Origin of the sequence: Brevibacillus aydinogluensis (assembly GCF_961514395.1) — a bacterium.
Lineage (GTDB): Bacteria > Bacillota > Bacilli > Brevibacillales > Brevibacillaceae > Brevibacillus > Brevibacillus aydinogluensis.
Genome location: NZ_OY569118.1, coordinates 2,416,079 through 2,439,219, shown reverse-complemented (window position 1 = coordinate 2,439,219; position 23,141 = coordinate 2,416,079). Strand labels below are relative to the sequence as shown.

Below are 23,141 nucleotides of genomic sequence, written 5' to 3'. Positions count from 1 at the left end.
GTGAATAGACGCGCAACACGCGATTGATTTGGTTTGGCTTGATGCGATCAGGAAATGGCCTGCGCCACCATCCAGCGGTGCATCCGCTTGTCAGGCAGCGTTTTGATCCGTCAAGCCGTTCTTTTTCTTGATCCGCAGTTGGTAGATGAGGATGCAGATCACGAGGAACGGAATCCCGCAGTACAGCGCGATCCGCTGCTCCGAATCGAATGCCAGGCTGATCAGAACCGTGATGTTGAGGATCAGCGAAATCATCGGAAGCACCGGGTAGAGCGGTGTCCGGAATTTCAGGTCCTGCAGCGAACCGCCGTTTCGCAGGTATTGGCGGCGGAATGCGATCTGGGACAGGGAGATGGAAATCCAGCCAACCTGTGCCCCGAGACCGGCGATGGACAGCAGGATCATAAACACGGTGTCTTCTGCGATGAAGCCGGACAAGAGCGACAGCAGGGAAATGGCGAAGGTGATCAGGAGCGCCTGCATCGGAATCCCCTTGTGGTTGACTGTCGCCAGTTTGTCACTGGCCATGCCGTCTTTGGACAGGGAGTAGAGCATCCGGGTGGCTGCGTAGAGTCCGGAGTTGGCCACGGATAACAGCGCTGTCAGCACGACGAAGTTCATGATGTCGGCCGCATACGGAATGCCGATGCTGTCGAAGACGACGACAAACGGACTTTCAATCACGCCCGCCTGCTGGTAGGGGATCATGCCGGCCAGGACGAAGATCGCCAGCACGAAAAAGACAAGCGTGCGCCAAACGGTGTTGCGAATCGATTGGGGAATCGTCTTTTCCGGCTCCTTGCTCTCGCCGGCGGCAATACCGATCAGTTCCGTTCCCTGGAATGAAAAGTTGACAGTGATCATCGTCAGCAAGAGACCGGTAATCCCGTTGGGCAGCAGCGGGCTGTCCAGGTAATGGGAGAGCATCGGAGCGGGTTGGCCGTTTTTCATGTCGATCAGGCCAAACATGGCGGCGCCACCCAGAATGATGAACAGGATGATAGCGCTTACCTTAATGCTCGAAAACCAGAATTCCGTCTCCCCGAACGCCCGTGCGGAAAGCGCATTTAATACGAACAGGACGGCACCGAATATCGCGCACCACATCCATACTGGTGAATCGGGAAACCAGCGCTGCATCAGCAGGCCCGAAGACAAAAGTTCCAGCGCAACCGTAACGGCCCAGCCCAACCAGTACAGCCAGCCGACGGCAAAGCCGAGCGACGGACTGACAAACCGGGTCAAGTAGGTCTGGAACGAACCGGACACCGGCATTGCCACGGCCAGCTCGCCCAGGCAGAGCATCGTCAGATACATGATCAGACCGCCAACCATGTAGGAGACAATCGTCCCGATCGGCCCCGCCTGGCTGATGGTATAGCCGGAGCCCAGGAACAGGCCGGTTCCGATTACGCCGCCGAGCGAAATCATGAACAGGTGGCGGCTGCTCATCGCTCGGTTCAATTCGTTGTGGTGCTCTTTTCGTGATGTCATGTAACCCTCTCCTTCAGGAAATTCAGGAATGGTACAATCAGCCTTGTACAACCTGCGAGGACGAGTATTATGCAAGGAGTGTACCAAGTCGGAATTGTCATACATTTGCGTACAATCGCAAAAATAGAGTCAGCTTGTGCAAACGAATTGGGCAATTAGCGCAAAAAAATTCGTCACTCGCCAAAAAAGTTGGCGCACCTCACGTATGCTTGACTCCCAGTTTGCGCAGGCGGTACTGCAGGCTCTGCCGGCTGATGCCCAACTCCCTGGCGGAGCGGGAGATGTTGCCCTTGTGCTTTTCAACCACGCGCTGAATGTAGTATGCCTCAAACTCACGCATTTTTTCTTTCAGCGGCTTGATCTCATCCGCTAATGGCTGAACCGGCATCTTTTCCTTGGCGGCACTTCCTGTGCGGCGCAAAAAGTGATAGGGCAGATGCGCGGTGGTGATGACCGTTTCGTCCGTCATCAGGTTCATCGCGCCTTCGATGACATGCTGAAGCTCCCGCACGTTTCCGGGCCAGTCGTGAGAGAGGAAAAAGCGCATGACCTCCTCGCTGATCCCTGTCACGTCCATCTGAAACAGCTGGTTGTACTTGCGGATAAAATGGTCAACAAGCAGGGGAATGTCCTCTTTTCGCTCGCGCAACGGCGGGATGAAAAGCGTGACCACGCCCAGCCGGTAGTACAGGTCCTTGCGCAGCCGCTGCTGGGAGATCGCTTCGATGGGGTCTTCGTTCAGCGCGGCGATGATGCGCACGTCGATCGCCCGGTCCTTGGTGTCGCCGATGCGCCGGATCGACTTTTCCTGCAGGGCGCGCAACAATTTGGCCTGCAGTGGCATACTAAGCGAGTTAATCTCGTCCAAAAACAGCGTGCCGCCTTCCGCCTGCTCAAACAGACCCGGCCGTTCCACCGCGCCGGTAAAGGCGCCGCGCGCTGTGCCGAAGAGCAGCCCCTCAATCAGGGTATCGGGCAGGGCGGCGCAATTTTGCGAGATAAACGGCCCTCCCGCGCGCAGGCTGGCGTTGTGGATGCTCTGCACGAACAGCTCCTTGCCCGCGCCGGTTTCACCCACTACCAACACGGAAGACGAGGTTCGCGCCGCCCGTTTGGCGCTTTCGATCACTTCCCGAATGGATGGGCTGTCGCCGATAATGGTGTCAAATGTGTAGCGGGCGCCGTTTTTGTCCCACAGATTTTCGCGGATCAGCCGCTCCATCTTGGTGACGTCGTTGGCAATCTCCATCGCCCCGATAATCCGGCCGTCTTCCATCAGCGGGAAGGTATTGTTGATGGTTGTGATTTCTATCCCCTTGTCGTTAAAATAGGTTTGCCGAACGTTGCGCACGCTTTTGCCCGTTCGCAGGCAGCGAAGGAGCGTGCTCTCCTGCCCCTGCGGAAACTGGAACACCTCTGTCAGCGGCCTGTTCAGTACGTCGTGCTTGTTCATCGCCTCCAGTTCCGACATCTTGCGGTTGTACACGATGGATGTCCCCTGGGCGTCAATCACGTGTACCCCTTCGCTGATGTTGTCGAGAATGTGTGCGTAGATGCGCAAGAAGGTTTCATGCGATTCGTTCGCCATCAAAATGCACCTGCCTGTCATTTCTACGAAGGTTATCATACCATTAGGTAGAGGCGTGTGCAAAATGATTCTGCACTGATGCGAAAAATTGCGGGGGACATGCAAAAAAATTTTGCCGGTAGAGGAAGGGAATTGCGCAATAGCAACGCTGCGGCAAGATTTGGTTCGGTTGGCATCGTTCTTGAATGATACTACAGATAACAAGCGATTCAAGGAGGCAGACAACATGAACAAGACCAAAGCGGTAATTGATCAAACCGAGAAATACGGCGCACATAACTACCATCCGCTGCCGATCGTCATCTCCAAGGCGGAAGGCGTATGGGTGGAAGATCCGGAAGGCAACAGATACCTGGATATGCTGAGTGCGTATTCGGCATTGAACCAGGGCCACTGCCATCCCCGCATCATTCAGGCGCTGAAGGATCAGGCGGACAAGGTGACGCTCACCTCGCGCGCCTTTTACAACGACCAGCTGGGCGTCTTCTATGAAAAACTGGCGCAGCTGACCGGCAAGGAGATGATCCTGCCGATGAACACGGGCGCAGAGGCGGTGGAGACAGCGCTGAAAGCCGTGCGCCGCTGGGCGTACGATGTGAAAAAGGTGCCGGAAAACCAGGCGGAAATCATCGTCTGTGAAGGCAATTTTCACGGCCGTACGATCACAGTCACCTCGTTCTCATCCGATCAATCCTACAAGCGCGGGTTTGGACCGTTCACCCCGGGCTTCAAAATCATCCCGTACGGCGACATCGAAGCGCTGCGGAAGGCGATCACGCCGAACACGGCGGCATTCATGCTGGAGCCGATCCAGGGCGAAGCCGGCATCATCATTCCGCCCGAGGGCTTCCTGAAGCAGGCCTACGAATTGTGCAAAGCCAACAACGTGCTGCTCGTATGCGACGAGATTCAGACCGGCTTTGGCCGCACGGGCAAGCTGTTCGCGTCCGACTGGGAGGAGGTCAAGCCGGATATGTACATCATGGGCAAAGCGCTGGGCGGTGGCGTGTTCCCGATCTCGGCAGTGGCTGCGGACCGGGAAGTGCTCGGTGTCTTTGACCCGGGTTCCCACGGCTCTACGTTTGGCGGCAATCCGCTGGGCTGCGCCGTCGCGGTGGCTGCACTGGACGTCCTGATCGATGAAAAGCTGGTGGATCGTTCCCGCGAGCTCGGGGCGTACTTCATGGAAAAGCTGAAAGAAATTCGCAACCCGCTGATCAAGGAAATCCGCGGCCGCGGCCTGTTTATCGGATTGGAGCTGCATACGGCGGCCCGTCCGTACTGCGAGCAGTTGAAGGAACAGGGCCTCTTGTGCAAAGAGACGCATGAGACGACGATCCGCTTTGCGCCGCCGCTGGTCATCAGCAAGGAAGAACTGGATTGGGCGATCGAACGGATCAAACAAGTGCTGCACACCACCGAGCCGGCCAACGCGTAATACACGGTTGTGTCCATACCGTCAAAAAGGAAAACCACCCGGTCCCGGGTGGTTTTTCCTGTAAGCTGCTTCCCCTGTCCTCAGGGAGGAGCGGAGGTCGACAGTCGGGTCTGATTATACAAAATCGTTCGACAAATTTTGACAAGATGTGGATAAATGTTGGGTAGGAATCCACAGGAAAAAACCGGTATCTTTTTCCAGTTGTCAACACTTTGCCCACAGCTTACCCACACGATTTCCACATGGGTTGTGGATATCGGAACGGTTGTTCGCGCACGTCCCATCTGCTACAATGGGCACATGAAACAGATGGAGGTGACCAATGTGAAATTTTTGAGCGATCAGATGTTGATAGAAGTGTATCAGCGTGCTGTCGACCTTCAATTGGATCCCGCCTTCATCGAGTTGCTTTGCGAAGAGATAGAAAGGAGAAACCTCCAAATTACTCAATTCAGCGCTTGATGGGCAAACCTCCAGGCAGCATCCATCATAGAAAAGCCATCCGCCGCGGCGGATGGCTTTTTTTGATGCGGCTTCACACGTATGTTCGCAATTATTGTCTCTTGCTGTGCCGCAATGGAGTCGGGTGCGGTTGTCTTCCGCAGCATGTCTGGCCAGGCCAGACGTACTTTATCATTCTGTGACGAATTCAAATGCGGTGATGGCCTTGAGCGGTTGTTCGCCAGCGGTCAACCACTCCGGCAGGAAAAAGTAGACCGGGCCATCTTCGCGCAGAGGCTTGCCATCTCGGGAAAACTGCAGAATTGCTTGTCTGGCGGTTTCGATCGGCAGCGTCACCGGCTCCTGGCCGTCGCGGTGGATGCGCACGTGCGTCGCTTCCGGCAGCGGCTTGGCGTTGTCAATAAACGGAGCCAGCCGCATGCCGTAGTCGCCCTCAAGCGCTTTCCGTTCTTCCGCCAGACTCCGCCGTTCTGACGGCAGTGTGGCGCCTTCCCGCAGTTCCTTGTCCCACTGGGAACCAGTGCCCTGCAGGTAGGCGGATTGTCGTCCGTCCGTCTGCTCTTCTTCTCCCCGATAGGTGCGCAGGTCGATTTTTCGTTCGTCGAAGATCCACACACTCGGGTCCAGCGTGATGGGGAACGATACGGCCCCCTTGAACACGATCACATCTGACATCCAGCATTCCTCCGTTTATACGAAATCCTATTCCTGATTGTACTGTACATGCCGGGATGCGGCAAACGAATCATCGTAAAGGAAATTTTCCGAAAATATAGAAATTTGTAATTGGTGGAAACTACCATCTGAAGGGGAGATTGTCATGGACAAGGAAAACGTGCGCTCTCTGCTGGACTCTGTTGCGGACGACGTGATCCAGTGGAGGCGGCATCTGCACAAGTATCCGGAACTGTCGTTTCAGGAGGAGAAGACAGCGGCGTTCGTGTACGAGCGGTTGCAGTCGTTTGGGAATCTGGAGCTCTCCCGGCCGACCAGAACCAGTGTGGTCGCCCGTCTCGTCGGTGCCCAACCGGGACCCGTGATCGGTCTGCGCGCCGACATGGACGCACTGGCGATCCAGGAAGAAAACGACTTTCCATTCGCATCGGCAGTTCCCGGTGTCATGCATGCGTGCGGGCACGACGGGCATACGGCGATGCTCCTGGGCGCAGCAAGCGTGCTGTCCCGCCTGCGGGACCAGATCAGAGGGGAAGTGCGCTTCATTTTCCAGCACGCGGAGGAGATGCACCCCGGCGGCGCCCGTGAAATGGTGGAGGCAGGGGTGGCAGAAGGCATCGATGCCATGCTCGCCATCCATTTGATGGCGTATATTCCAGTCGGTAAGATTGGAATTGCCTACGGACCGGTCACGGCCAATTCCGACCGGTTCGAGATTACCATTCAGGGTAAGGGCGGTCATGCCTCCGCGCCGCATACGGCGATTGATCCGGTGGCGATTGGCGCGCAGGTGATTGCCAATTTGCAGCAGATCGTTTCCCGCAACACCGATCCGCTGGAACAACTGGTCATCTCCGTGACCAATTTTCACGGAGGAACAGGGGCCTACAACGTCATTCCCGACAAGGCGGAACTGCGCGGCTCTGTGCGCAGTTTCAGCCAGGACGTTCGCCAAACGGCGGCGAAGCGGCTGGAGCAGATTGTCATGGGAGTTGCGGAAGCGCACGGCGCCGCGTATCGCTTTGACTACCGGTACGGATACGCTTCGGTGATAAATGATGAACGGGTCACCCGGACGGTGGAAGAACTGATCGTGGAGGAATGGGGGGAGCAAGCGCTGCAGCGCATTCCGCCGATGATGGGCGGGGAAGATTTCTCCGCGTTTGCCGCATGCGTGCCAAGCTGTTACATCTGTCTGGGCGCTGGCAACGAAGAAAAGGGTATCGTGTATCCGCATCACCATCCGCGCTTCACCATTGACGAGGACGCGCTGCGGGACGGGGTTGCCCTGTTTGTTCGGTGGGCATTGAAATGGACGGGTGCCAAATCCGGCCAACCAATTGCAAACGGGTAGGAGGGGATCAACCATGCCACATGGAGCGGCAGGCATGCAGCCAGAGCTGCAACACCAAAAAGGGATGTTGCGATGGATCGAGACCGTGGGGAACAAACTGCCTCACCCGTTTATGCTCTTTGTGTATCTGTGCCTGATCATGATGGTGATTTCAGCCATTCTCGCCGGACTGGACGTCTCCGTGACACACCCCGGCAAAGGAGAAACCGTCCCGGTGAAAAGTTTGCTGAGCGTCGAAGGAATCCACTGGATTCTCACCAGCATGTTGAAAAACTTTACCGACTTCCCGGCGCTCGGCCTCGTGCTGACCATGGCGTTGGGGATTGGTCTGGCGGAAAAAGTGGGTCTGCTCACAAGCGTCCTGCGCAAACTCATGACCCGCGTGCCAAAAACGATCGTCAGCTTCACGGTGGTATTTGTCGGCGTGCTGGGCAATCTCGCCTCCGACGCGGCCATGGTGATCATCCCGCCGCTGGGTGGCCTCGTCTTTTTGGCGATGGGCCGCCATCCGATCGCCGGTATCGCCGCCGGCATGGCCGGGGTCTCGTCAGGATTCACAGCCAACCTGTTCATCGCGGGCACGGATGCCCTGCTTTCCGGCATTTCTACCGAAGTGGCCAGGACGATCGATCCCCATGCCCACGTCTCGCCGCTGGACAACTGGTTTTTCATGTCCGCATCCGTTTTTCTCCTGTCCTTTATCGGCGCCTGGATTACGGACAAGGTGATCGAACCGCGCCTGGGCGAGTATCAGGGAGAGCAGCAGGTTCGCTTTGAGGAGCTGAGCGACAGGGAGAACAAGGCGCTGCGCGCAGCCGGCATCGCCGCCCTGGTCTTTGCAGCAGTGACAGCTCTGTTGGTCGTGCCGGAAGGGGCGCTCCTGCGCGATCCCCAGACAGGCGGGTTTTTGACGTCGCCGTTCCTGAAGGGGATCATCCCGGTGATTCTGCTCTTTTTCGTGACCGTGTCCGCCGTGTACGGAAAGAAGATGGGGCTGATCACGAGTACAAGGGACATTCCGCGCTACATGACGGAAGCGGTGAAAGACATGTCCGGCTTTATCGTGATGGCCTTCACGGCCGCCCAGTTTATCGCCTTTTTCAACTGGAGCAACATCGGCATCCTGCTGGCCGTGAGCGGTGCTGATTTTCTAAAGAGCATCGGGATGACCGGGCTGCCGGTCGTGCTCGGGTTCACGCTGTTTACCGCATTCGCGAGCCTGTTCATCACCAGCGGTTCGGCGTTGTGGGCGATGCTGGCTCCGGTGTTCATGCCAATGCTAATGCTGCTCGATTACCATCCGGCGTTCATCCAGGTCGCCTACCGCGTCGCCGACTCGGCGACCAACACCATATCACCTGTAAATCCCTACCTGCCGCTGATCCTGGCCTACTACCAAGCGTACAAGAAGGACGCGGGCATGGGCACGATCTTTGCGACGATGATGCCATACGCGCTGTCCTTCCTATTGATCTGGATGGTACAGATGGTCGTCTGGTTTGTCCTTGATCTGCCGGTCGGTCCCGGCGTCTACCCGCGCTGAGGACAAACGGAAAATGCCGCATGCTGACGAGGCTGCGGCGCTTTTTTTGGGCACACGAGACATTCAGGCTTGGACATTTGCCAAAGAACGGGGTATGGTGAAAAGAAAAAACATGCAAAAGCGAGGGGAGTACAGTGCCGCATCACTTTGATATCCGGATTGGGCGACAAGGGACGAACAGTTTGAAGTGGGATTACTACCAGCGGGTGCTGGGAGCAGATGACGTCTTGCCAATGTGGGTGGCCGATATGGACTTTGCGTGTCCGCCGGCAGTGACGGAAGCGCTGGTTCGCCGCGCGCAGCATCCGGTCTACGGGTATCCCGGGCGGCCCGATGCGCTGTACGAGGCAGTGGCCGATTGGTATGCCAGGCGGTATGGCGTCACCGTCGACACCGGTTGGTTGGGAACGTTGCCGGGGGTCGTGCCGGGACTGCACATCGCTGTCGAAGCGTTTACCGAACCGGGCGACAGCGTCCTGATCCAAACGCCGGTCTATCATCCGTTTTATCACGCGGTGGAAAGCCTGGGACGCAGACTCGTGCCAAATCCGCTGCGGGAAGAGAATGGCCGGTACACCATCGACTGGGACGGCCTGCGACAGATCTTGGACGAAAGCCGGCCGAAATTGTTTTTGCTGTGCAGTCCGCACAATCCGGTGGGACGGGTCTGGACCCGGGAGGAACTGGTGCGGCTCGGGGAGATGTGCTCGGAACGGGACATCGTGGTCGTGGCGGATGAAATCCATGCCGACCTCGTCTACGAAAAAGGGCGGCACGTCCCTTATTTCTCCCTCCCGGATCATCTTGCCAGCCATAGCCTGACCCTGGTCTCTGCCAGCAAGACGTTTAATCTCGCCGGGTTGTCAACCGCGTTCGTGATCGCTCCTGCTCCTCAGCTGCTGCGGGCATTCAGACAGGCGGCCAGGCGGATGGGGCACACAGTGCTCAACCTGTTCGGCATCGAAGCGGCCATTGCCGCCTATCGGCACGGCGAGCCGTGGCTGGATGAATTACTCGCCTATTTGAAGGGGAATGCGGAGTACATCCGCGACTTTCTGGCTGAGCGAATTCCCGAGGTATCCATGGCTGTCCCGGAGGCTACCTATCTCGGCTGGATGGACTTCCGCCGGCTGGGGTTGAGCCAACACGAACTGAACGCGCTCGTGCGCAAGAAAGCGAAGCTGGGTCTGCATGACGGGACCGTGTTTGGAAAGGAAGGGGCGGGGTTTCAGCGCATTAACTTTGCCTGCCCGCGCGTCGTCCTGGAGGAAGCGATGTCACGCCTGGAACGGGCGCTCCATGAGTAAGGGGGACTCATTACAATGAGGGAACGGGCAATCATTGGCGCTGTCGGTTGTAACTGGCAGCGAGCCGGTTACAGTTGTCTCCCCATCTCCCCTTTTCAAATGGCCCAGAATGGCGTACTATGTAAGGTAAGGATGGTGGCAAACGGAGGGATAGGTTTTGACAGAGATTAAGGTTCCCGATCTGGAACAAAAAGCGCTAGCATTGCTGCGAGCAGACGCAGAAAAAATCTATAAACTGATCGACGTACAGATGGAAAACCTGACCATGCCGCAGTGCCCGTTGTATGAAGAAGTGTTGGACACGCAGATGTTCGGGCTGTCGCGAGAAGTAGAATTTGCCGTCCGTCTGGGATTGATCGAAGAGGAAATCGGCCGCGAGATCATGGGTTCGTTGGAGCGGAAGCTGGCCGATCTGCATGAACACCGGCAGAAGTAAAAGCGAGGGGGTGGAGACGTTCCTCGCTTTTTCATTTTCATGAAAAACTCCTTGCAATTTTTCAATGACTGCCTTACATTTATACATATCATTTTTCATTGTGTCAAAAGCGATGACAGAGACCAGTACACGGTCCAGCGGCTTGACAGGGAGGAATCGTCGGAGACTGAAAGCGGTTCTGAAGCACGCCCCGTGGAATTCCCTCTGGAGCTGTCCTCTGAACGATTGTCCCAGTAGGAGGAGCACCGGGTCATTCCCGTTATCAATGGCAAAAGTGAAGCCGCAGCTGTCCTTCACCTGAAGGCTCCTTTGGCTTAATCAGGGTGGTACCGCGAGTAATTCAACTCGTCCCTTTCGTGGGGACGAGTTTTTTATTTATGTATACAGGACAGACGATTGGATGAAGGAGGAGTTCGTGAATGACGAACCAAACGGAACAGTGGACGAACCGATTGGGGTTCATCCTTGCGGCCGCCGGGTCAGCGATCGGGCTCGGGGCCATCTGGAAATTTCCCTATGTGGCGGGCACCAGCGGAGGCGGGGCGTTTTTTCTCCTGTTCCTGCTGTTTACCGTGCTGATCGGCATGCCGCTGCTGTTGGGGGAATTCGTCATCGGACGAAGCACCCAACAGGAGGCGATTTCCGCCTACCGCACCATTGCTCCGGGTACAGGTTGGCATTGGATCGGGCGGCTCGGGGTGGCTACCTGCTTTCTGCTGCTGTCATTTTACAGCGTGGTCGGCGGCTGGATTCTCACCTATTTCTTTCGCGGTCTTACCGGACAGTTGATCGGACAGTCCTATGATCAGTTGTTCCTGGACGTAATCGCTAACCCGATCGGCTCCGTCGCGGCGCAATGCGCCTTCATGCTGGTGACGATCATGGTTGTGGCTCGCGGGATACAAAGCGGGATCGAGTCAGCCAACAGGTATATGATGCCGGGGCTGTTTATCCTGTTCCTGGTGCTGATGGTCCGTTCGCTGACGCTGGACGGAGCGGGAAACGGGGTGGCGTTCTTCCTGATGCCGGACTTTTCCAAACTGTCCGCAGAGTCGATCCTGTACGCCATGGGGCAGTCGTTCTTCTCGTTGAGCGTTGGGGTGTCGGTGATGGTCACCTACAGCTCGTACCTTGGCAAAGAGGAAAACCTGGTCAAATCGGCCGGATCGATTGTCGGTCTCAATCTGTTGGTCGCCTTTTTTGCGGGGCTGGCCATCTTCCCGGCGGTGTTTTCACTCGGCGTGAAACCGGAGGCGGGGCCGGGCCTGTTGTTTATCGTCCTGCCGTCGGTGTTTGAGCATATTCCGTTCGGCTCCCTGTTTTTGCTGGTGTTTCTTGCCTTGTTCCTGTTTGCCACGCTGACGAGCGCCTTTTCCATGCTGGAGGTGATCGTGGCTTCGCTCGCCAAGGGGGACGAGGTCAAACGAAAGCGGCTTTCCTGGATTGTCGGCATGCTGATTTTCATCGTCGGGATTCCGTCCGCGCTCTCTTTCGGGGCCTTGTCGGACGTCACCTTCTTTGGCAAATCCGTGTTTGACGCCGCCGACTTCCTCGTCAGCAACGTGCTGATGCCGCTGGGGGCGCTGTTGATCGCGGTGTTCGTGCCGCTGAAGATGAAGCGGGAAATCCTGATGCAGGAGCTTACCGCCCATACACCGCTGGGCCGGAAGCTGTTTGCCGCCTGGCTGCTGCTGCTCAGGTATGCGGCACCGCTTGCCATCATTGTGGTGTTTATGCACTCGCTTGGCTTTCTATAAAAAAAGACTGCCGCATCGGGCAGTCCTTGCCTGCAGACAAGGGTTCGTCGAAGAACACGTCTGCAGGCTTTTTTATTACAGGAATGATTAACGTCTAGGAGGCGTTCCTGCCGCCCTTTGGAAATACGGTATACGAAAGTGCGATGATGCTGTCGATTATGAAGATCAAGGTCCAAACCCTGCTAAGGTTGTTGACGGTTTGATTGGCAAACGGCAGTGTTCCTTCCATGGATGAGAAATACTCGTCAAAAAACTGGTTCATGCTTGCCATTTCATAGATTCGTGAGGACAGCCCGTACAGCAAGAAGAAAACCAGGTGTGCTGCCGCATAGACGGCCAGATGAACGTAAAAATGCTTCCGTTCTTTTTTGGCGTGTTCCTTGCCGACCAGTTTTTTCGGCGGAGCGATAGCGGGAGCAGGTTCCCCTTTCCACTTGGCGACATAGATTTGGATGTGGTAATCAAGTTTTTTGAAGTCGCTTTTCCCATACGTGATCGCATAGAGAAAAACAACTACGATCACGACTTGGTAGCTGGAAAACTGCCCTGTTTGCAAATAATCGAAAAAGCCCAGGGAAGCGATCCACAGGTCATTGATAATAAAGAGAAGAAAAAACACAAAACTGAGTGTTTTTTTGCCAAACCAATACCTGAGGACCAAGAAAGTGATGATGGAAATCCAAAAGATGACTTCTGCGAGAATCAAGAACATCCATTTATGGGTTAAAATAAACTCCATAGATGTGTCTCCTTTGTATATTCTGGATAATTACGATCGGATCGCTGTTGTTTCGACCCATTCGCGAAATTTTCATATATTTACAGATATACCGAGTATATACACGGAATGTGGCATTAACAAGCGTTACCTGCGATAAACGGATAGGGAACACGTATTGGAATGGTGGTTGATCGAAACATTTGGAAACATCGCCGGGTACTTCTTCGTCTACACAGTGGGATGGAACACAACGGAATGAGATTGGTGAAGATAGACAAAATACTTTGTCAATGTTGTGAGAAAAGGATGATAGGCATGATTGAAAGTGTAAGCCACATTACATTTGTGGTAAAGGATTTGGAGAAAACAACTGCGTTGTACAAGGAATTGTTTCAGGCGCAAGAGGTCTATTACAGCGGTGACAAGACCCACTCGATATCCCGTGAACGATTTTTCATCATCGGCGGGCAGTGAATCGCGGTCATGGAAAATAGTGAAATCGTCAACCGAACCTATCACCATGTGGCATTCAAAATCAAGGAAGAAGACATTGACTACTATCTCGATAAAATCAAAGCCCTGCGCCTGGAGATGAAACCTCCTCGCCCCAGGATCAAGGGGGAAGGATACTCCATCTACTTCTACGATTACGATAACAACCTGTTTGAACTGCATACGGGCACATTGGAGGAACGGTTATCCGCGTACAGGGCGGTTGATCAGCAGTAATAAGAAAGCTCGGTATGATACCGAGCTTTTTCATTATCCATCCCTCTCGTCTGTCTGCAATCTGAGGCTGCCGAATCGGGCAGTCTGTCTCTCAGACGAAGAAGAAGGCAGTGCCGATGATGATGTAGACGGTCAGGAGCAGAACGCCTTCGTACCAGTTGGTGGCACCGTCCTTGGTGATCGATATGGTGATAAAGGTAGCGACGCCGATCGCGGCCAGCTCAAACGGCGTAAACACGATGTCCATCGGCTGCCCCAGAAGCAGGCTGATGAGCACCAGCGTCGGCGCCACGAATAGGGCGATTTGCAGGCTGGAGCCGATGGCGATCTCCACAGCAGCTCCGATCCGCCCCTTCATGGCCAGAAGCAGGGCAGCGCTGTGCTCGGCGGCGTTTCCGATAATGGCGATGACAAACGCCCCGACAAACAGCTCCGACCACCCCAGCGACTGGGAGACATGCTCGACACTGTGGACCAGCCATTCGGAAACGATGGCGACGAAGACCGTGGACAGGGCAAGCATCAGGATGGAGACGCCTTTGGACCACTCGGCTTCGCTCTCGTGCGGCTCGATGTCGGACAGAAATTCCCGGTGGGTCACCATGGAGAAGATCAGCCACAGCAGGTAGGCAATGATCAGGACGACGGAAATCACAATGCTGAGCGTACCGATCTCTGCCGGCGGGAGCTGCTGCATGAACACGGCGGGAATAAACAGCGCGACGATCGCCAGCGTCATCAGCGAGCCGTTGTGGCCGGCCAGCTTGCTGTTGAACGTCTGTTCCTTGAATTTCAATCCGCCCAGCAGCACGCTCAGTCCCAACACCAGCAGCATGTTCCCGATGACGGCGCCGGTGATGGAGGCCTTGACCATGTCAAACAGTCCTTCCTTGACCAGGAAAAAGGCGATAATCAGCTCGGCTGCGTTGCCGAACGTGGCGTTGAGAAAACCGCCGATGCGGTCACCGGCGTAATGGGCGACGCTCTCCGTCGATTTTCCCAGCCAGGCGGCAAGAAAAATAATGGCCAACGATGCTGTTGCAAAGCGGAAAAGCTCGTTGTCCGTAAAGTAATGGGCGTACGCTGCCAACAGGAAGCTGCCCCCCACGAGGAAAAAGAACAATTGCCGATTCATACGTTCACCTCGATAAAGGTTTAACATTTTATACCATTTGATGCGATGTTCTTTAGTTTAGCCAAAACCGATGCGCTTGTCACGAGAAATTTGAACCTGGCAGACGGGTATAGCCTGGCCTGATTGGCGGAAACTAACGGGTGAACCATCGTCAGAGGAGGTATCCGCATGGCTAAACCGTATCTGTGCCCCACATGCAAGTCGAACCGGATGAGGTTCACAGTCATTGAACAAAACCCCCGCTATGTGCGGTTGGACCCGCAGACTGGCGATGTTGTGGCGGAACTGTCGTCAGACCAACTGGATGCGTTTCACCAGCCGTACAGGGGGGAGCGCATCCTGGTGCAATGCGGCGTGTGCGGCACGACGGAACAGGAAGAACGCTTTATCAAAATGGCGGAACATATGCGGGGACAGCGGCCGTAATGGTCGGCGGCAAAACGTACAGGCACGGATGATGACCGTGCCTGTTTGCTTTCCGTTACCGGCAGAAAATATGTTTGCCGATTTTCTTGATCTGCGGCCGACTCCAGATCCAGGCGGACGTGGCCGTGTCCGGATTGAAGTAATAGATGGCGCCGCCGGTAGGGTCCCAGCCTTTCAGCGCATCCTGAACAGCCTTTTTAGCCGTTTCGTTCGGCGTCAGCCAGATCTGGCCGTCTGCCACAGCTGTGAAGGCGCGCGGTTCAAAGATGACGCCGGCCGGCGTGTTGGGAAATGACGGGTGACGCGTGCGGTTCAAGATGACAGCTGCCACTGCCACCTGTCCGATGTACGGTTCGCCGCGGGCCTCGCCGTAGACGGCGTTTGCCATCAGCCGGATGTCGTTCTCCGAGATGCCGTGGGCGTGGTAGGTGGGCGCTTTCGACTTGGACGGTGTCTTGGCCGTCTGCGGCACGCCCAGCTCTTCCGCGGTAGGACGCCAGTTTTTCGTTGCGTTGTACAATTTCAGCTTTGTTTTGGGCCCCAGTACCCCGTCTACTTTCAGCCCGAATTCGTACTGGAAGTTGCGCAGGGCCCAGTACGTCCGCCAACCAAACACCCCGTCCACTTTGCCGGTGTAAAACCCCAAGTATTTCAGCCGTCCTTGCATTTCGCGAACGTCCTTGCCCTGTGCGCCCACTTTGACGATCTGATCGCTGAACGCGTCGGAGCGCTTCGGAGAGACGATCGCCGCCGAGGTGATGAGCAGCGCGATCGCCAGCAGGGCCACCAGCCATTTGACAGGCTGTTTCATGATTCATCCTCCTTTTGATTCGCCTGATCCTGCCTGTTAGGTTCTCCAATTTGGGACAGATTTGGATAGTAAAATGATGGGAACAACGGCATACTAGGTCATGCGACGTTTAGACGCGAAAGGGGAGATACAGGATGCAAGTGGCTCAATACATCACCGAACAACTGGCTCAATGGGGAGTCACCCGGATTTACGGCGTCGCCGGGGACGCGATTCTGCCCTGGCTGGACGCGCTCGGCAAGCAGCAGCAGATACGTTATGTGGCCTGCCGCCACGAAGCGGCCGCGGCCATGATGGCGTCCGCGGAAGCAAAACTGACGGGGAAGCCGGCTGTCTGCACGGCCACCAGCGGTCCGGGCACCTTTCAGCTCTTGAACGGTTTGGCCGATGCCCAGACGGATCGGGCTCCGGTCGTGGCCATTACCGGACAGGTGGAGACGTACAAGTTGGGGGGAGAGTACAAGCAGTACGTGCCCCAGGAAGACGTGATGCGTCCCATCTGCCGGTACACGACGACGGTCACCCATCCCCAGGCAATCGGCGAGGTGCTCCAGCGAGCCTTTGTCACGGCCGAGTCGCAGCAGGGCGTCGCCCATCTGGCGGTGTGCAAGGATGTCTTTTCCCGTACGACCGGCTGTCCGCTGATCCCCGAGTTGCCGAGGCAGGCGTCTGGCTTGCGCGCGGACAGAGGGGAGGTGGAGCAGGCGGCGGAATGGATTGGACGGGCAAAACGACCGCTCATGCTTCTCGGGATCGGGGCGCGCGGCGTCGCGGATGCGTGCCAACGGCTGGCGGAGCAGGCGGGAGCGGGAGTGCTGGTTTCGCTGGGGGCAAAAGGCGTCATAGAGGAATCCCATCCGCTGATGCTGGGCGGTCTGGGCGAGGGAGGAAGCCGCGCCGGTCTGGACGCGCTGGCCGCAGCAGACCTGCTGGTGATTCTCGGTGCGAGTTGGTTCCCGCAGGAATACATCCCGGCCGGCTTGCCGGTGGTGCAGGTAGACCGGTCGATCGAGTCGATCCACTTCCATCCCGACCTGTTTTCAGTGACGGCAGATCTGGAAGAGGTCCTGCCGCTCTGGCTGCGCCGGCTGGAGAACAAGCGTCCCGACCCCGACTGGATGGCGCGAGTGGAGCGGTGGCACGCTGCATTTTGGCAGGAGACAGAACAAGCCGTCGACGCTGGGCCCGACCAGCCGGTCACACCGGAGGCGCTCATGCACGCGCTGTCCCGGGCCGTTGACGACGATGCCGTCATCACGCTGGATACTGGTGAGCACACCATCTGGTTCAATCGCGCTTTTCGCGCCGTTTCTCAGCGCCCGCTTTTTTCCGGGAAGTGGCGGACGATGGGGTACGGCCTTCCCGCGGCAATTGCAGCCAAACTGAACCAGCCGCAGCGGCAGGTGATTTGCGTGACGGGAGACGGCGGCCTGCAGATGTACATGTCCGAACTGATGACAGCCGTGGAGCAAGAGACAGCGTTTCTGCTGATTGTCGTCAACAACGGAACGCTGGGGCTGGAGGAATGGAAGATGAGACAAAGCGGCCTCGTCCCGTTTGGCACCCGTTTACAAAACCCCGACTTCGTCCAGTGGGCCAGGGCCTGCGGTGTGTCGGCGCGATCCATCCGGAGCAGGGACGAACTGGCGTCCGCGTTGGCCGAGGTGTGTGCGTCCGACCGTCTGACACTTCTCGACGTGCAGTGCACGCTTCCGACACTGACTGAGCGAAAACGAGAAATCCCCTTTCAAGCCCAAGCTTCTTCTGTTTATAATGAAAGAAAAATCTGATAACCGAGCGCGGCCGCAGCCCTGTGACGGAGAGAGGAAGGAGGGGGCGCCATGGAGGAAAGGCGCGGCGAAATCCGCGTGGCGGATCAAGTGGTGGCGGTAATTGCTGGGACGGCGGCAGGGGAGGTATCCGGCATCTCCGTGCACTCCGGCGGGCTGTACCAGGACCTGGCGAAACGCATCAGCGGCGGCACAAAAGGCATTACCGTGTCGCTTGTGGACGGGAGAGCCAGCATCGAGATACGGGTGTCGGTCAAATACGGACTGCCGATTCATCACGTCTGCCGCCAGCTCCAGGAAAAAGTGAAGGAGATCGTCGAATCGCTGACCGGTTTGTGCGTGGAGGCTGTCCATGTCCGTGTCGACGCGATCGATCTCACGTAAAAAACGACCTGTCGATACAGGTCGTTTTTTTATGGGTTGGCCGTTTCCCCGAAGCATCAGGCGGAGTACGGCTGCTTTTGCAGTTGTTCGGCCATTTTTTGCCGGCTGACTTCCCGCGAGACGCTGAGCAGGATGCCCGTCGACACCATGCTGACCAGAAGGGATGAGCCGCCGTAGCTGATAAACGGCAGGGTGACACCGGTCAGCGGAATCAGCCCGGTGACGCCGCCGATATTGATGAACGCCTGCAGCCCGATCATGCTGACGATGCCAATTCCAACCAGGCTGGCAAAGGTGTCTTTGACGCGCAGGCAGATGTGAAAGCCGCGCAGAAGAAACAGCAGGTAGACCAGCAGAAAGAGTGTGGCACCGATAAAGCCCAGCTCTTCGGTAATAATCGCGAAGATAAAGTCGGTATGGGCTTCCGGAAGGTACAGGTATTTCTGGATGCTCTTCCCGAATCCGGTGCCGGAGAACCCACCGTGAGCAATGGCGATCCACGACTGGATGACTTGCAGGCCGGTGCCGCGAGGATCTTGCCAAGGGTCCAAAAAGGCGGTGATCCGACCCAAGGCGTGTTCCTTCGCCAGGATGTAGCTGACCAGCGCCAGCGAGGTCACCGGAAAGCCGATCAGAAACAGTTGGCCGATCCGCGCTCCGCCGCTGATCAGGATGATGATAGCCGTCCCCAGCACGATCGCGGCCGACCCCAGGTCCGGCTGGGCCATGATCAGGAGGAAAAACACCCCGGTCACGACGAGCGGGGGCATCAGACCTGTTTTCAACTTGCGTATACCCTCTCCTTTTTTGGTCACGATCGCCGCCATATAGAGGATCAGCCCCAGCTTGGCAAATTCCACCGGCTGAATCGTGGCGGAACCAATTCTGAACCAGGAACGGGCTCCGTTGGTGTTGCTGCCAATTCCAGGGATCAAGACCAGCAGCAGGGCGAGCAAGCTGATCAGCGCAATCAAAAGAAAATTGCGCTTGTAAAAGGAAAAGGGGATGTTCATGGCGATGAGCATGCCGATGGTACCTATTACCAGCCACATTGCCTGCCGTTTGACAAAGTACAGTTCGTCTCCATTGCAAACCGTACAGCCTTTTCCCATGAAGCTGGTCAGGGCAAAGATGGAGCTGGCGCTCAAGACCATGGTGATGCCGAATCCAACCAGCAGGGCGGTCAACAGCAACAGCAGGAAATCGGGGACGCCCCGTGTCTTCATTACGAACCCCCCCTTGACGTGAAACAGAGAGGGGATGCCTCTCTGTAGACGTGTGCGCTCTTTTCAATTGGGCGAATGCCGCATTAATACGCGGACAGCTTCTCGTTCAGGACCTGCAGTTTCCGTTTGGCTGACTGCACGACGGAATCCGGAATCGGAGAATCGTAATCCAGACCGTGCGGGAACAGGTGTTTGCCCATGTACGGTTCTTCCAGCTTCAGCACGGCATGGGGATCTTCCAGTTTGCCTTCGGTTACGTTGGCTTCAATACGCAGGTAATACGTGTTGCCTTTATCGAGGATTTTGTGATCGTATGTAGCATGGCGGTAATCCCAGGCGCCGCGGGTAAATCCGAGATCTTTCATGTAGTGATCCAGATCGGTGAGCATGACTTCCTTGCCGCCGATTCCCGTATCTTTGATTACCATTGACGTTCCTCCTACATTTGGTAAGTTGTACACTTTCTTATGATAGTCTGTTTTTGGATACAGCGCAATGGATATATCGAGCCTAAAGAATGATGACCCTGTTCCCATTATATGGTATAATCGTGTAACACAATAGGTGGGCTCCTCAAGGGTGGTCGGTTCATCCCCGTTATCGGAAAGGGGGTGATAGCATGACAGTATTCGAAGCACTAAGTCTTATGTTGGCGTTCGGGACTTTAGTCTTAATGCTGTCGTCTAGTAAAAAGAAGTAGACCTCCCTTGAGCTAAAACAGCCAGGGGGTCTACAATCAGGAATGCAGAGCCGCCCCCTTTTGGGGAACGTCTATTGTACTTACGACCGTAGGGTGTTGCCCCACCCGGCGGTCTTTTTTTGCGTCCGTCCACGGCAAATAAGCCTGGGGGCGAACACAAGAGTGATGCCGTTTTTGACAGCATCATGTTCTCATCTTATCACAAGGTACCCGGTCATCTCCAGATGGAAATCACGCCGCTTGTCCCATTTTGCATGAAACTCATGAGGGTCGGACACACTACAAACGTTACCAGCGACAAGGAGGAGAAGAAGATGGCAAAAGTGGAAAACCGCACGCTGCGCGAGATCATGACGAAAGACGTGGCTACTGTTACGCTTAAAGATAACGTCTACGAAGTGGCATGCAAAATGCGCGATTGGAACGTCGGCGTCATCCCCGTTGTGGATGAGAAGCAGGACGTAATCGGCATCATCACCGACCGCGACATCGTCATTCGCGGCTTGGCCGAAAAACGGGAAGGTTCGGCTGCCGTGGAAGAGGTGATGACCCGTGACATCATCCTGGGTCAGCCTGACATGACGGTGGACGAAGCGGCCAAAATCATGGCCCAGCATCAGATTCGCCGTCTGCCGGTGGTGGAGAACGGCAAGCTGGTGGGGATTGTTGCGCTGGGAGACATGGCGGTCCGCCAGGCACACCACGACGAAGCAAGCGAAGCGCTGTACGAAATCTCCGAACCGGCGCCCCGCCACTAAGCTGCTGGCGCGGAGCGTTCTGCTCAATCGCAAGGCGCATGATACACCGCCATCTTACGGCGGCAAAAGGACGTTTGTCCCGGGTCCCGGGAACGGAAAGGCTGTCGGCGCGCGACCGGCAGCCTTTCTTTTTTATGGACAGGCAAATTGTATGGACAGGAAAACACGCGGGTGCAGCTGCCTCTCCATCGTAAAAAACAGGGCTGTACATTCACGCAACGGCAAGGTTTACAATGGGGTAAGAAGCGTATGGAGGGGAGAACAGCGGCTCATGCAGATCAAGGAGTTGGCCCGCCGACTGCAAATCACGCCGCGGGCAATTCGTTTTTACGAAGAAAAGGGATTGATTACGCCGAAAAAGGCGGATGGTTCCGGCTACCGGCAGTTTACGGAAGCGGATGTGTGGCGCCTGCAAACCGTCATCACCCTGCGCGAGGTGGGCATGTCCATCGAAGACATCCGGCACGTGCTGAGGCAGCTGGACGAAGGAGAGGGCGGTCTGCTGCACTACCTGGAGCTGCAGCTTTCCTTCGTGTACGACCGCTGGGTGGAATTGAGCAAGGTGATCCACACCACGGAGGCGATGATTGAGCGGGTAAAGAGGGATGGAGAAAGCGATCCCGCCTCCCTGTTTGAACTGGCGGAAGCAAGCAAACGGCTTCGTCAGGCGCGAAGCAACTGGGTGGACCGGTGGAATTTCAACCAATTGGCGGCCAACTACGACCAAATGGTCACGGAAGCGCGCGACGGATTTCATCCGCATGAACGGTATGAACAAGTGCTGGATGCCCTGGTTGAGAAGGTCGCTCCTCAGCCGGGTGAAACCGGTCTTGACGCCGGGACAGGCACGGGCAATCTGGCACGGCGGTTGCGGGAACGAGGGGTGACCGTCTGCGCGTTCGACCAGTCACCCGAGATGTTGAAGCGATGCCGGCAAAAAAATCCTGGGGTGGAGGCCAAGCTCGGCACGTTTTTCGCGTTTCCGTTTTTGGACAGCCGGTTTGACTTTGTCGCCACCAGTTACGCGCTGCACCATCTGACCGACGAGCAGAAGGTGCTGGCGCTGGCGGAGTGCCGGCGCGTACTGAAACCGGCGGGGCGGTTGGCGATTGCCGACTTCATGTTCGTGGACGCCGGCCATCGCGCGAATCACCTGGAGGCATTGCGGCAGTCCGGCCGGACGGATGCGATTGAACGGATCGAATACGGGTATTATGCCGACCGCTCGCGGCTGCTGGCCGCGCTAAAAGAACTGGGATTTCAGCCGGAAGCGGAGCAGTTGACGACCTATGTACACCTCGTCTTCGCCACATTGGCGTAAGCGGCCCCCTGTCCTGCCCACTTTTGGGCTCATACAGCCAATGACACCCGTCTAGTCAGCTGCATAGGCTGTAAGCGAGAAGGAAAGGGGGACTCCACCATGGGTTTTCTGGATGGTTTTTTCGACCGGGAGAACGATGATTTTTTGTGGATTATCATCGTCGTGGTGATCTTGCTGTTTTTGTTCAGTGACCGAGATTAAACTTCCTCGACAAAACGACCTGCTGGCTGGGTCGTTTTTGTGTATTTCCTTTTCCCGTCCGCCTTCACCCCGGGTTGACCTCTCCAGGACGATCGGCTACGCTGGTAAACAGCACAGCGAGAAAAGGAGAGAACACCGATGAAACACATCATCCATTGGCTGATCGGCCTGTGCCTTGTGTTGACCGCTTGTGCGGCCAACGATCAGCCGAGTCCCAACGGCGAGATGACCGCGGTCGTCAAGCGCGTGGTGGACGGAGACACATTTGAGATTTCGAGCGGGGAAAAAGTGCGGATGATCGGCGTTGACACGCCGGAGACGGTCAAGCCCAACCACCCCGTGGAACCATACGGAAAGGAAGCGAGCGAATTCAGCAAGAAACTGCTGACGGGGCAAACAGTTACACTCAAGTTTGACGTCGAACCCCACGACCGTTACGGCCGGCTGCTGGCCTATGTGTACATGGCGGACGGCACGTTTGTCAACGAGAAGCTGGTCCGGGACGGATACGCGCGAATCATGACCGTCCCGCCCAATGTGGCTTACGCCGATCTGTTTCTGGAAGCGGAGCGGGACGCGCGGGAACACAACCGAGGGCTGTGGGGACTGTCCGATTCCCAGACTACATCGACAGCAAAAGAAGCCGATAACGGCAAAGACAGTAATACCAAAAAAGCGAAGCAGACGGATAGCGCAGCGGAGACCCCGCCGCCGGGCAAGCCGATCAAGGGCAACATCAATGCCAAAGGAGAGAAAATCTATCATGTGCCCGGATCGGCCAACTACGAACGGACGAAAGCGGAGGTCTGGTTCGCCACGGAAGAAGAGGCCAAGGCAGCAGGATTTCGTCCGCCCAAGCGGTAGCCGCCGGTCAGCAGGCGCACG

Annotated in this window: 22 protein-coding genes, 1 pseudogene and 1 other annotated feature; of the genes and pseudogenes, 15 read left to right on the top strand and 8 right to left on the bottom strand. The window is 56.4% G+C overall.

The features are described from left to right. Nucleotides 1-90: 90 nt before the first annotated feature. On the bottom strand, nt 91-1,494 hold the full coding sequence (locus Q7F15_RS12005) for an amino acid permease (protein ID WP_171565679.1): 1,404 nt from the start codon (nt 1,492-1,494) through the stop codon (nt 91-93). 199 nt (nt 1,495-1,693) lie between these two features. Next, a complete protein-coding gene (locus Q7F15_RS12000; protein ID WP_304414411.1) occupies nt 1,694-3,082 on the bottom strand; it encodes a sigma-54 interaction domain-containing protein in 1,389 nt (462 codons plus the stop codon). A gap of 226 nt (nt 3,083-3,308) precedes the next feature. Here Q7F15_RS12000 and Q7F15_RS11995 point away from each other — a divergent pair, with 226 nt between their 5' ends. Both Q7F15_RS11995 and Q7F15_RS20645 read left to right on the top strand, forming a co-directional pair. Beyond that, entirely contained in the window at nt 3,309-4,520 is a 1,212-nt protein-coding gene (locus tag Q7F15_RS11995; protein ID WP_304414410.1) for an ornithine--oxo-acid transaminase, read from the top strand. Between the two features lie 156 nt (nt 4,521-4,676). After that, a complete protein-coding gene (locus Q7F15_RS20645; protein ID WP_376717865.1) occupies nt 4,677-4,982 on the top strand; it encodes a sporulation histidine kinase inhibitor Sda in 306 nt (101 codons plus the stop codon). Nucleotides 4,983-5,153: 171 nt separating this feature from the next. Here Q7F15_RS20645 and Q7F15_RS11985 read toward each other — a convergent pair whose 3' ends face one another. Continuing rightward, on the bottom strand, nt 5,154-5,657 hold the full coding sequence (locus tag Q7F15_RS11985) for a molybdopterin-binding protein (RefSeq protein WP_212132345.1): 504 nt from the start codon (nt 5,655-5,657) through the stop codon (nt 5,154-5,156). Between the two features lie 145 nt (nt 5,658-5,802). On the opposite strand from Q7F15_RS11985, the gene Q7F15_RS11980 reads away from it, so the two are divergent. The 5 genes from Q7F15_RS11980 (at nt 5,803) to Q7F15_RS11960 (ending at nt 12,054) form a co-directional block, all read left to right on the top strand. After that, entirely contained in the window at nt 5,803-7,011 is a 1,209-nt protein-coding gene (locus tag Q7F15_RS11980; RefSeq protein ID WP_304414409.1) for an amidohydrolase, read from the top strand. Between the two features lie 13 nt (nt 7,012-7,024). Further along, the gene (locus Q7F15_RS11975; protein ID WP_304414408.1) at nt 7,025-8,554 is read left to right on the top strand and encodes an AbgT family transporter; all 1,530 of its coding nucleotides are present in this window, start codon (nt 7,025-7,027) and stop codon (nt 8,552-8,554) included. 134 nt (nt 8,555-8,688) lie between these two features. Next, nucleotides 8,689-9,861, top strand: a complete 1,173-nt coding sequence (locus Q7F15_RS11970) for a MalY/PatB family protein (RefSeq protein WP_171565672.1) — start codon at nt 8,689-8,691, stop codon at nt 9,859-9,861. 157 nt (nt 9,862-10,018) lie between these two features. Continuing rightward, nucleotides 10,019-10,297 (top strand): Fpa/YlaN family protein, encoded by a 279-nt coding sequence (locus tag Q7F15_RS11965; protein ID WP_029099385.1) that lies wholly within the window; start codon nt 10,019-10,021, stop codon nt 10,295-10,297. Between the two features lie 103 nt (nt 10,298-10,400). Beyond that, nucleotides 10,401-10,653, top strand: a binding site (T-box leader). Nucleotides 10,654-10,716: 63 nt separating this feature from the next. Then, complete coding sequence (locus tag Q7F15_RS11960; protein ID WP_171565671.1) at nt 10,717-12,054, top strand: sodium-dependent transporter; 1,338 nt, start codon at nt 10,717-10,719, stop codon at nt 12,052-12,054. A 94-nt stretch (nt 12,055-12,148) separates the two neighbouring features. Here the strand turns inward: Q7F15_RS11960 and Q7F15_RS11955 are convergent, their stop codons facing one another. Beyond that, nucleotides 12,149-12,793: a hypothetical protein gene (locus Q7F15_RS11955; RefSeq protein WP_171565670.1), complete on the bottom strand. Its 645-nt coding sequence runs from the start codon at nt 12,791-12,793 to the stop codon at nt 12,149-12,151. A gap of 297 nt (nt 12,794-13,090) precedes the next feature. Between Q7F15_RS11955 and fosX the strand changes: the two are divergent. After that, nucleotides 13,091-13,504, top strand: a pseudogene (fosX, locus tag Q7F15_RS20585) (FosX/FosE/FosI family fosfomycin resistance hydrolase). A 91-nt stretch (nt 13,505-13,595) separates the two neighbouring features. Here fosX and cax read toward each other — a convergent pair. Continuing rightward, a complete protein-coding gene (cax, locus tag Q7F15_RS11940) occupies nt 13,596-14,639 on the bottom strand; it encodes a calcium/proton exchanger (protein ID WP_171565668.1) in 1,044 nt (347 codons plus the stop codon). A gap of 168 nt (nt 14,640-14,807) precedes the next feature. Between cax and Q7F15_RS11935 the strand changes: the two genes are divergently transcribed. Then, complete coding sequence (locus tag Q7F15_RS11935; protein WP_171565667.1) at nt 14,808-15,065, top strand: hypothetical protein; 258 nt, start codon at nt 14,808-14,810, stop codon at nt 15,063-15,065. A gap of 55 nt (nt 15,066-15,120) precedes the next feature. On the opposite strand, the gene sleB is transcribed toward Q7F15_RS11935, so the two are convergent. Beyond that, complete coding sequence (sleB, locus tag Q7F15_RS11930; protein ID WP_304414405.1) at nt 15,121-15,876, bottom strand: spore cortex-lytic enzyme; 756 nt, start codon at nt 15,874-15,876, stop codon at nt 15,121-15,123. 134 nt (nt 15,877-16,010) lie between these two features. Between sleB and Q7F15_RS11925 the strand changes: the two genes are divergently transcribed. Next, nucleotides 16,011-17,666 (top strand): thiamine pyrophosphate-binding protein, encoded by a 1,656-nt coding sequence (locus Q7F15_RS11925; protein ID WP_304414404.1) that lies wholly within the window; start codon nt 16,011-16,013, stop codon nt 17,664-17,666. A 51-nt stretch (nt 17,667-17,717) separates the two neighbouring features. Further along, nucleotides 17,718-18,050: an Asp23/Gls24 family envelope stress response protein gene (locus Q7F15_RS11920; protein ID WP_171565664.1), complete on the top strand. Its 333-nt coding sequence runs from the start codon at nt 17,718-17,720 to the stop codon at nt 18,048-18,050. A gap of 56 nt (nt 18,051-18,106) precedes the next feature. On the opposite strand, the gene ftsW is transcribed toward Q7F15_RS11920, so the two are convergent. Beyond that, nucleotides 18,107-19,276, bottom strand: coding sequence for a putative lipid II flippase FtsW (gene ftsW / locus Q7F15_RS11915; RefSeq protein ID WP_171565663.1), 1,170 nt, complete (start codon nt 19,274-19,276; stop codon nt 18,107-18,109). Between the two features lie 83 nt (nt 19,277-19,359). After that, a complete protein-coding gene (locus Q7F15_RS11910) occupies nt 19,360-19,704 on the bottom strand; it encodes a YugN family protein (RefSeq protein ID WP_171565662.1) in 345 nt (114 codons plus the stop codon). 191 nt (nt 19,705-19,895) lie between these two features. On the opposite strand from Q7F15_RS11910, the gene Q7F15_RS20580 reads away from it, so the two are divergent. From Q7F15_RS20580 to Q7F15_RS11895, 4 genes are all read left to right on the top strand, one after another. After that, a complete protein-coding gene (locus Q7F15_RS20580) occupies nt 19,896-19,976 on the top strand; it encodes a putative holin-like toxin (RefSeq protein WP_171565708.1) in 81 nt (26 codons plus the stop codon). A gap of 314 nt (nt 19,977-20,290) precedes the next feature. Further along, nucleotides 20,291-20,734: a CBS domain-containing protein gene (locus Q7F15_RS11905; protein ID WP_171565661.1), complete on the top strand. Its 444-nt coding sequence runs from the start codon at nt 20,291-20,293 to the stop codon at nt 20,732-20,734. Between the two features lie 271 nt (nt 20,735-21,005). Next, entirely contained in the window at nt 21,006-22,055 is a 1,050-nt protein-coding gene (locus Q7F15_RS11900) for a MerR family transcriptional regulator (protein WP_304414403.1), read from the top strand. 339 nt (nt 22,056-22,394) lie between these two features. Continuing rightward, nucleotides 22,395-23,120, top strand: a complete 726-nt coding sequence (locus tag Q7F15_RS11895) for a thermonuclease family protein (protein WP_171565659.1) — start codon at nt 22,395-22,397, stop codon at nt 23,118-23,120. Nucleotides 23,121-23,141: the final 21 nt, after the last annotated feature.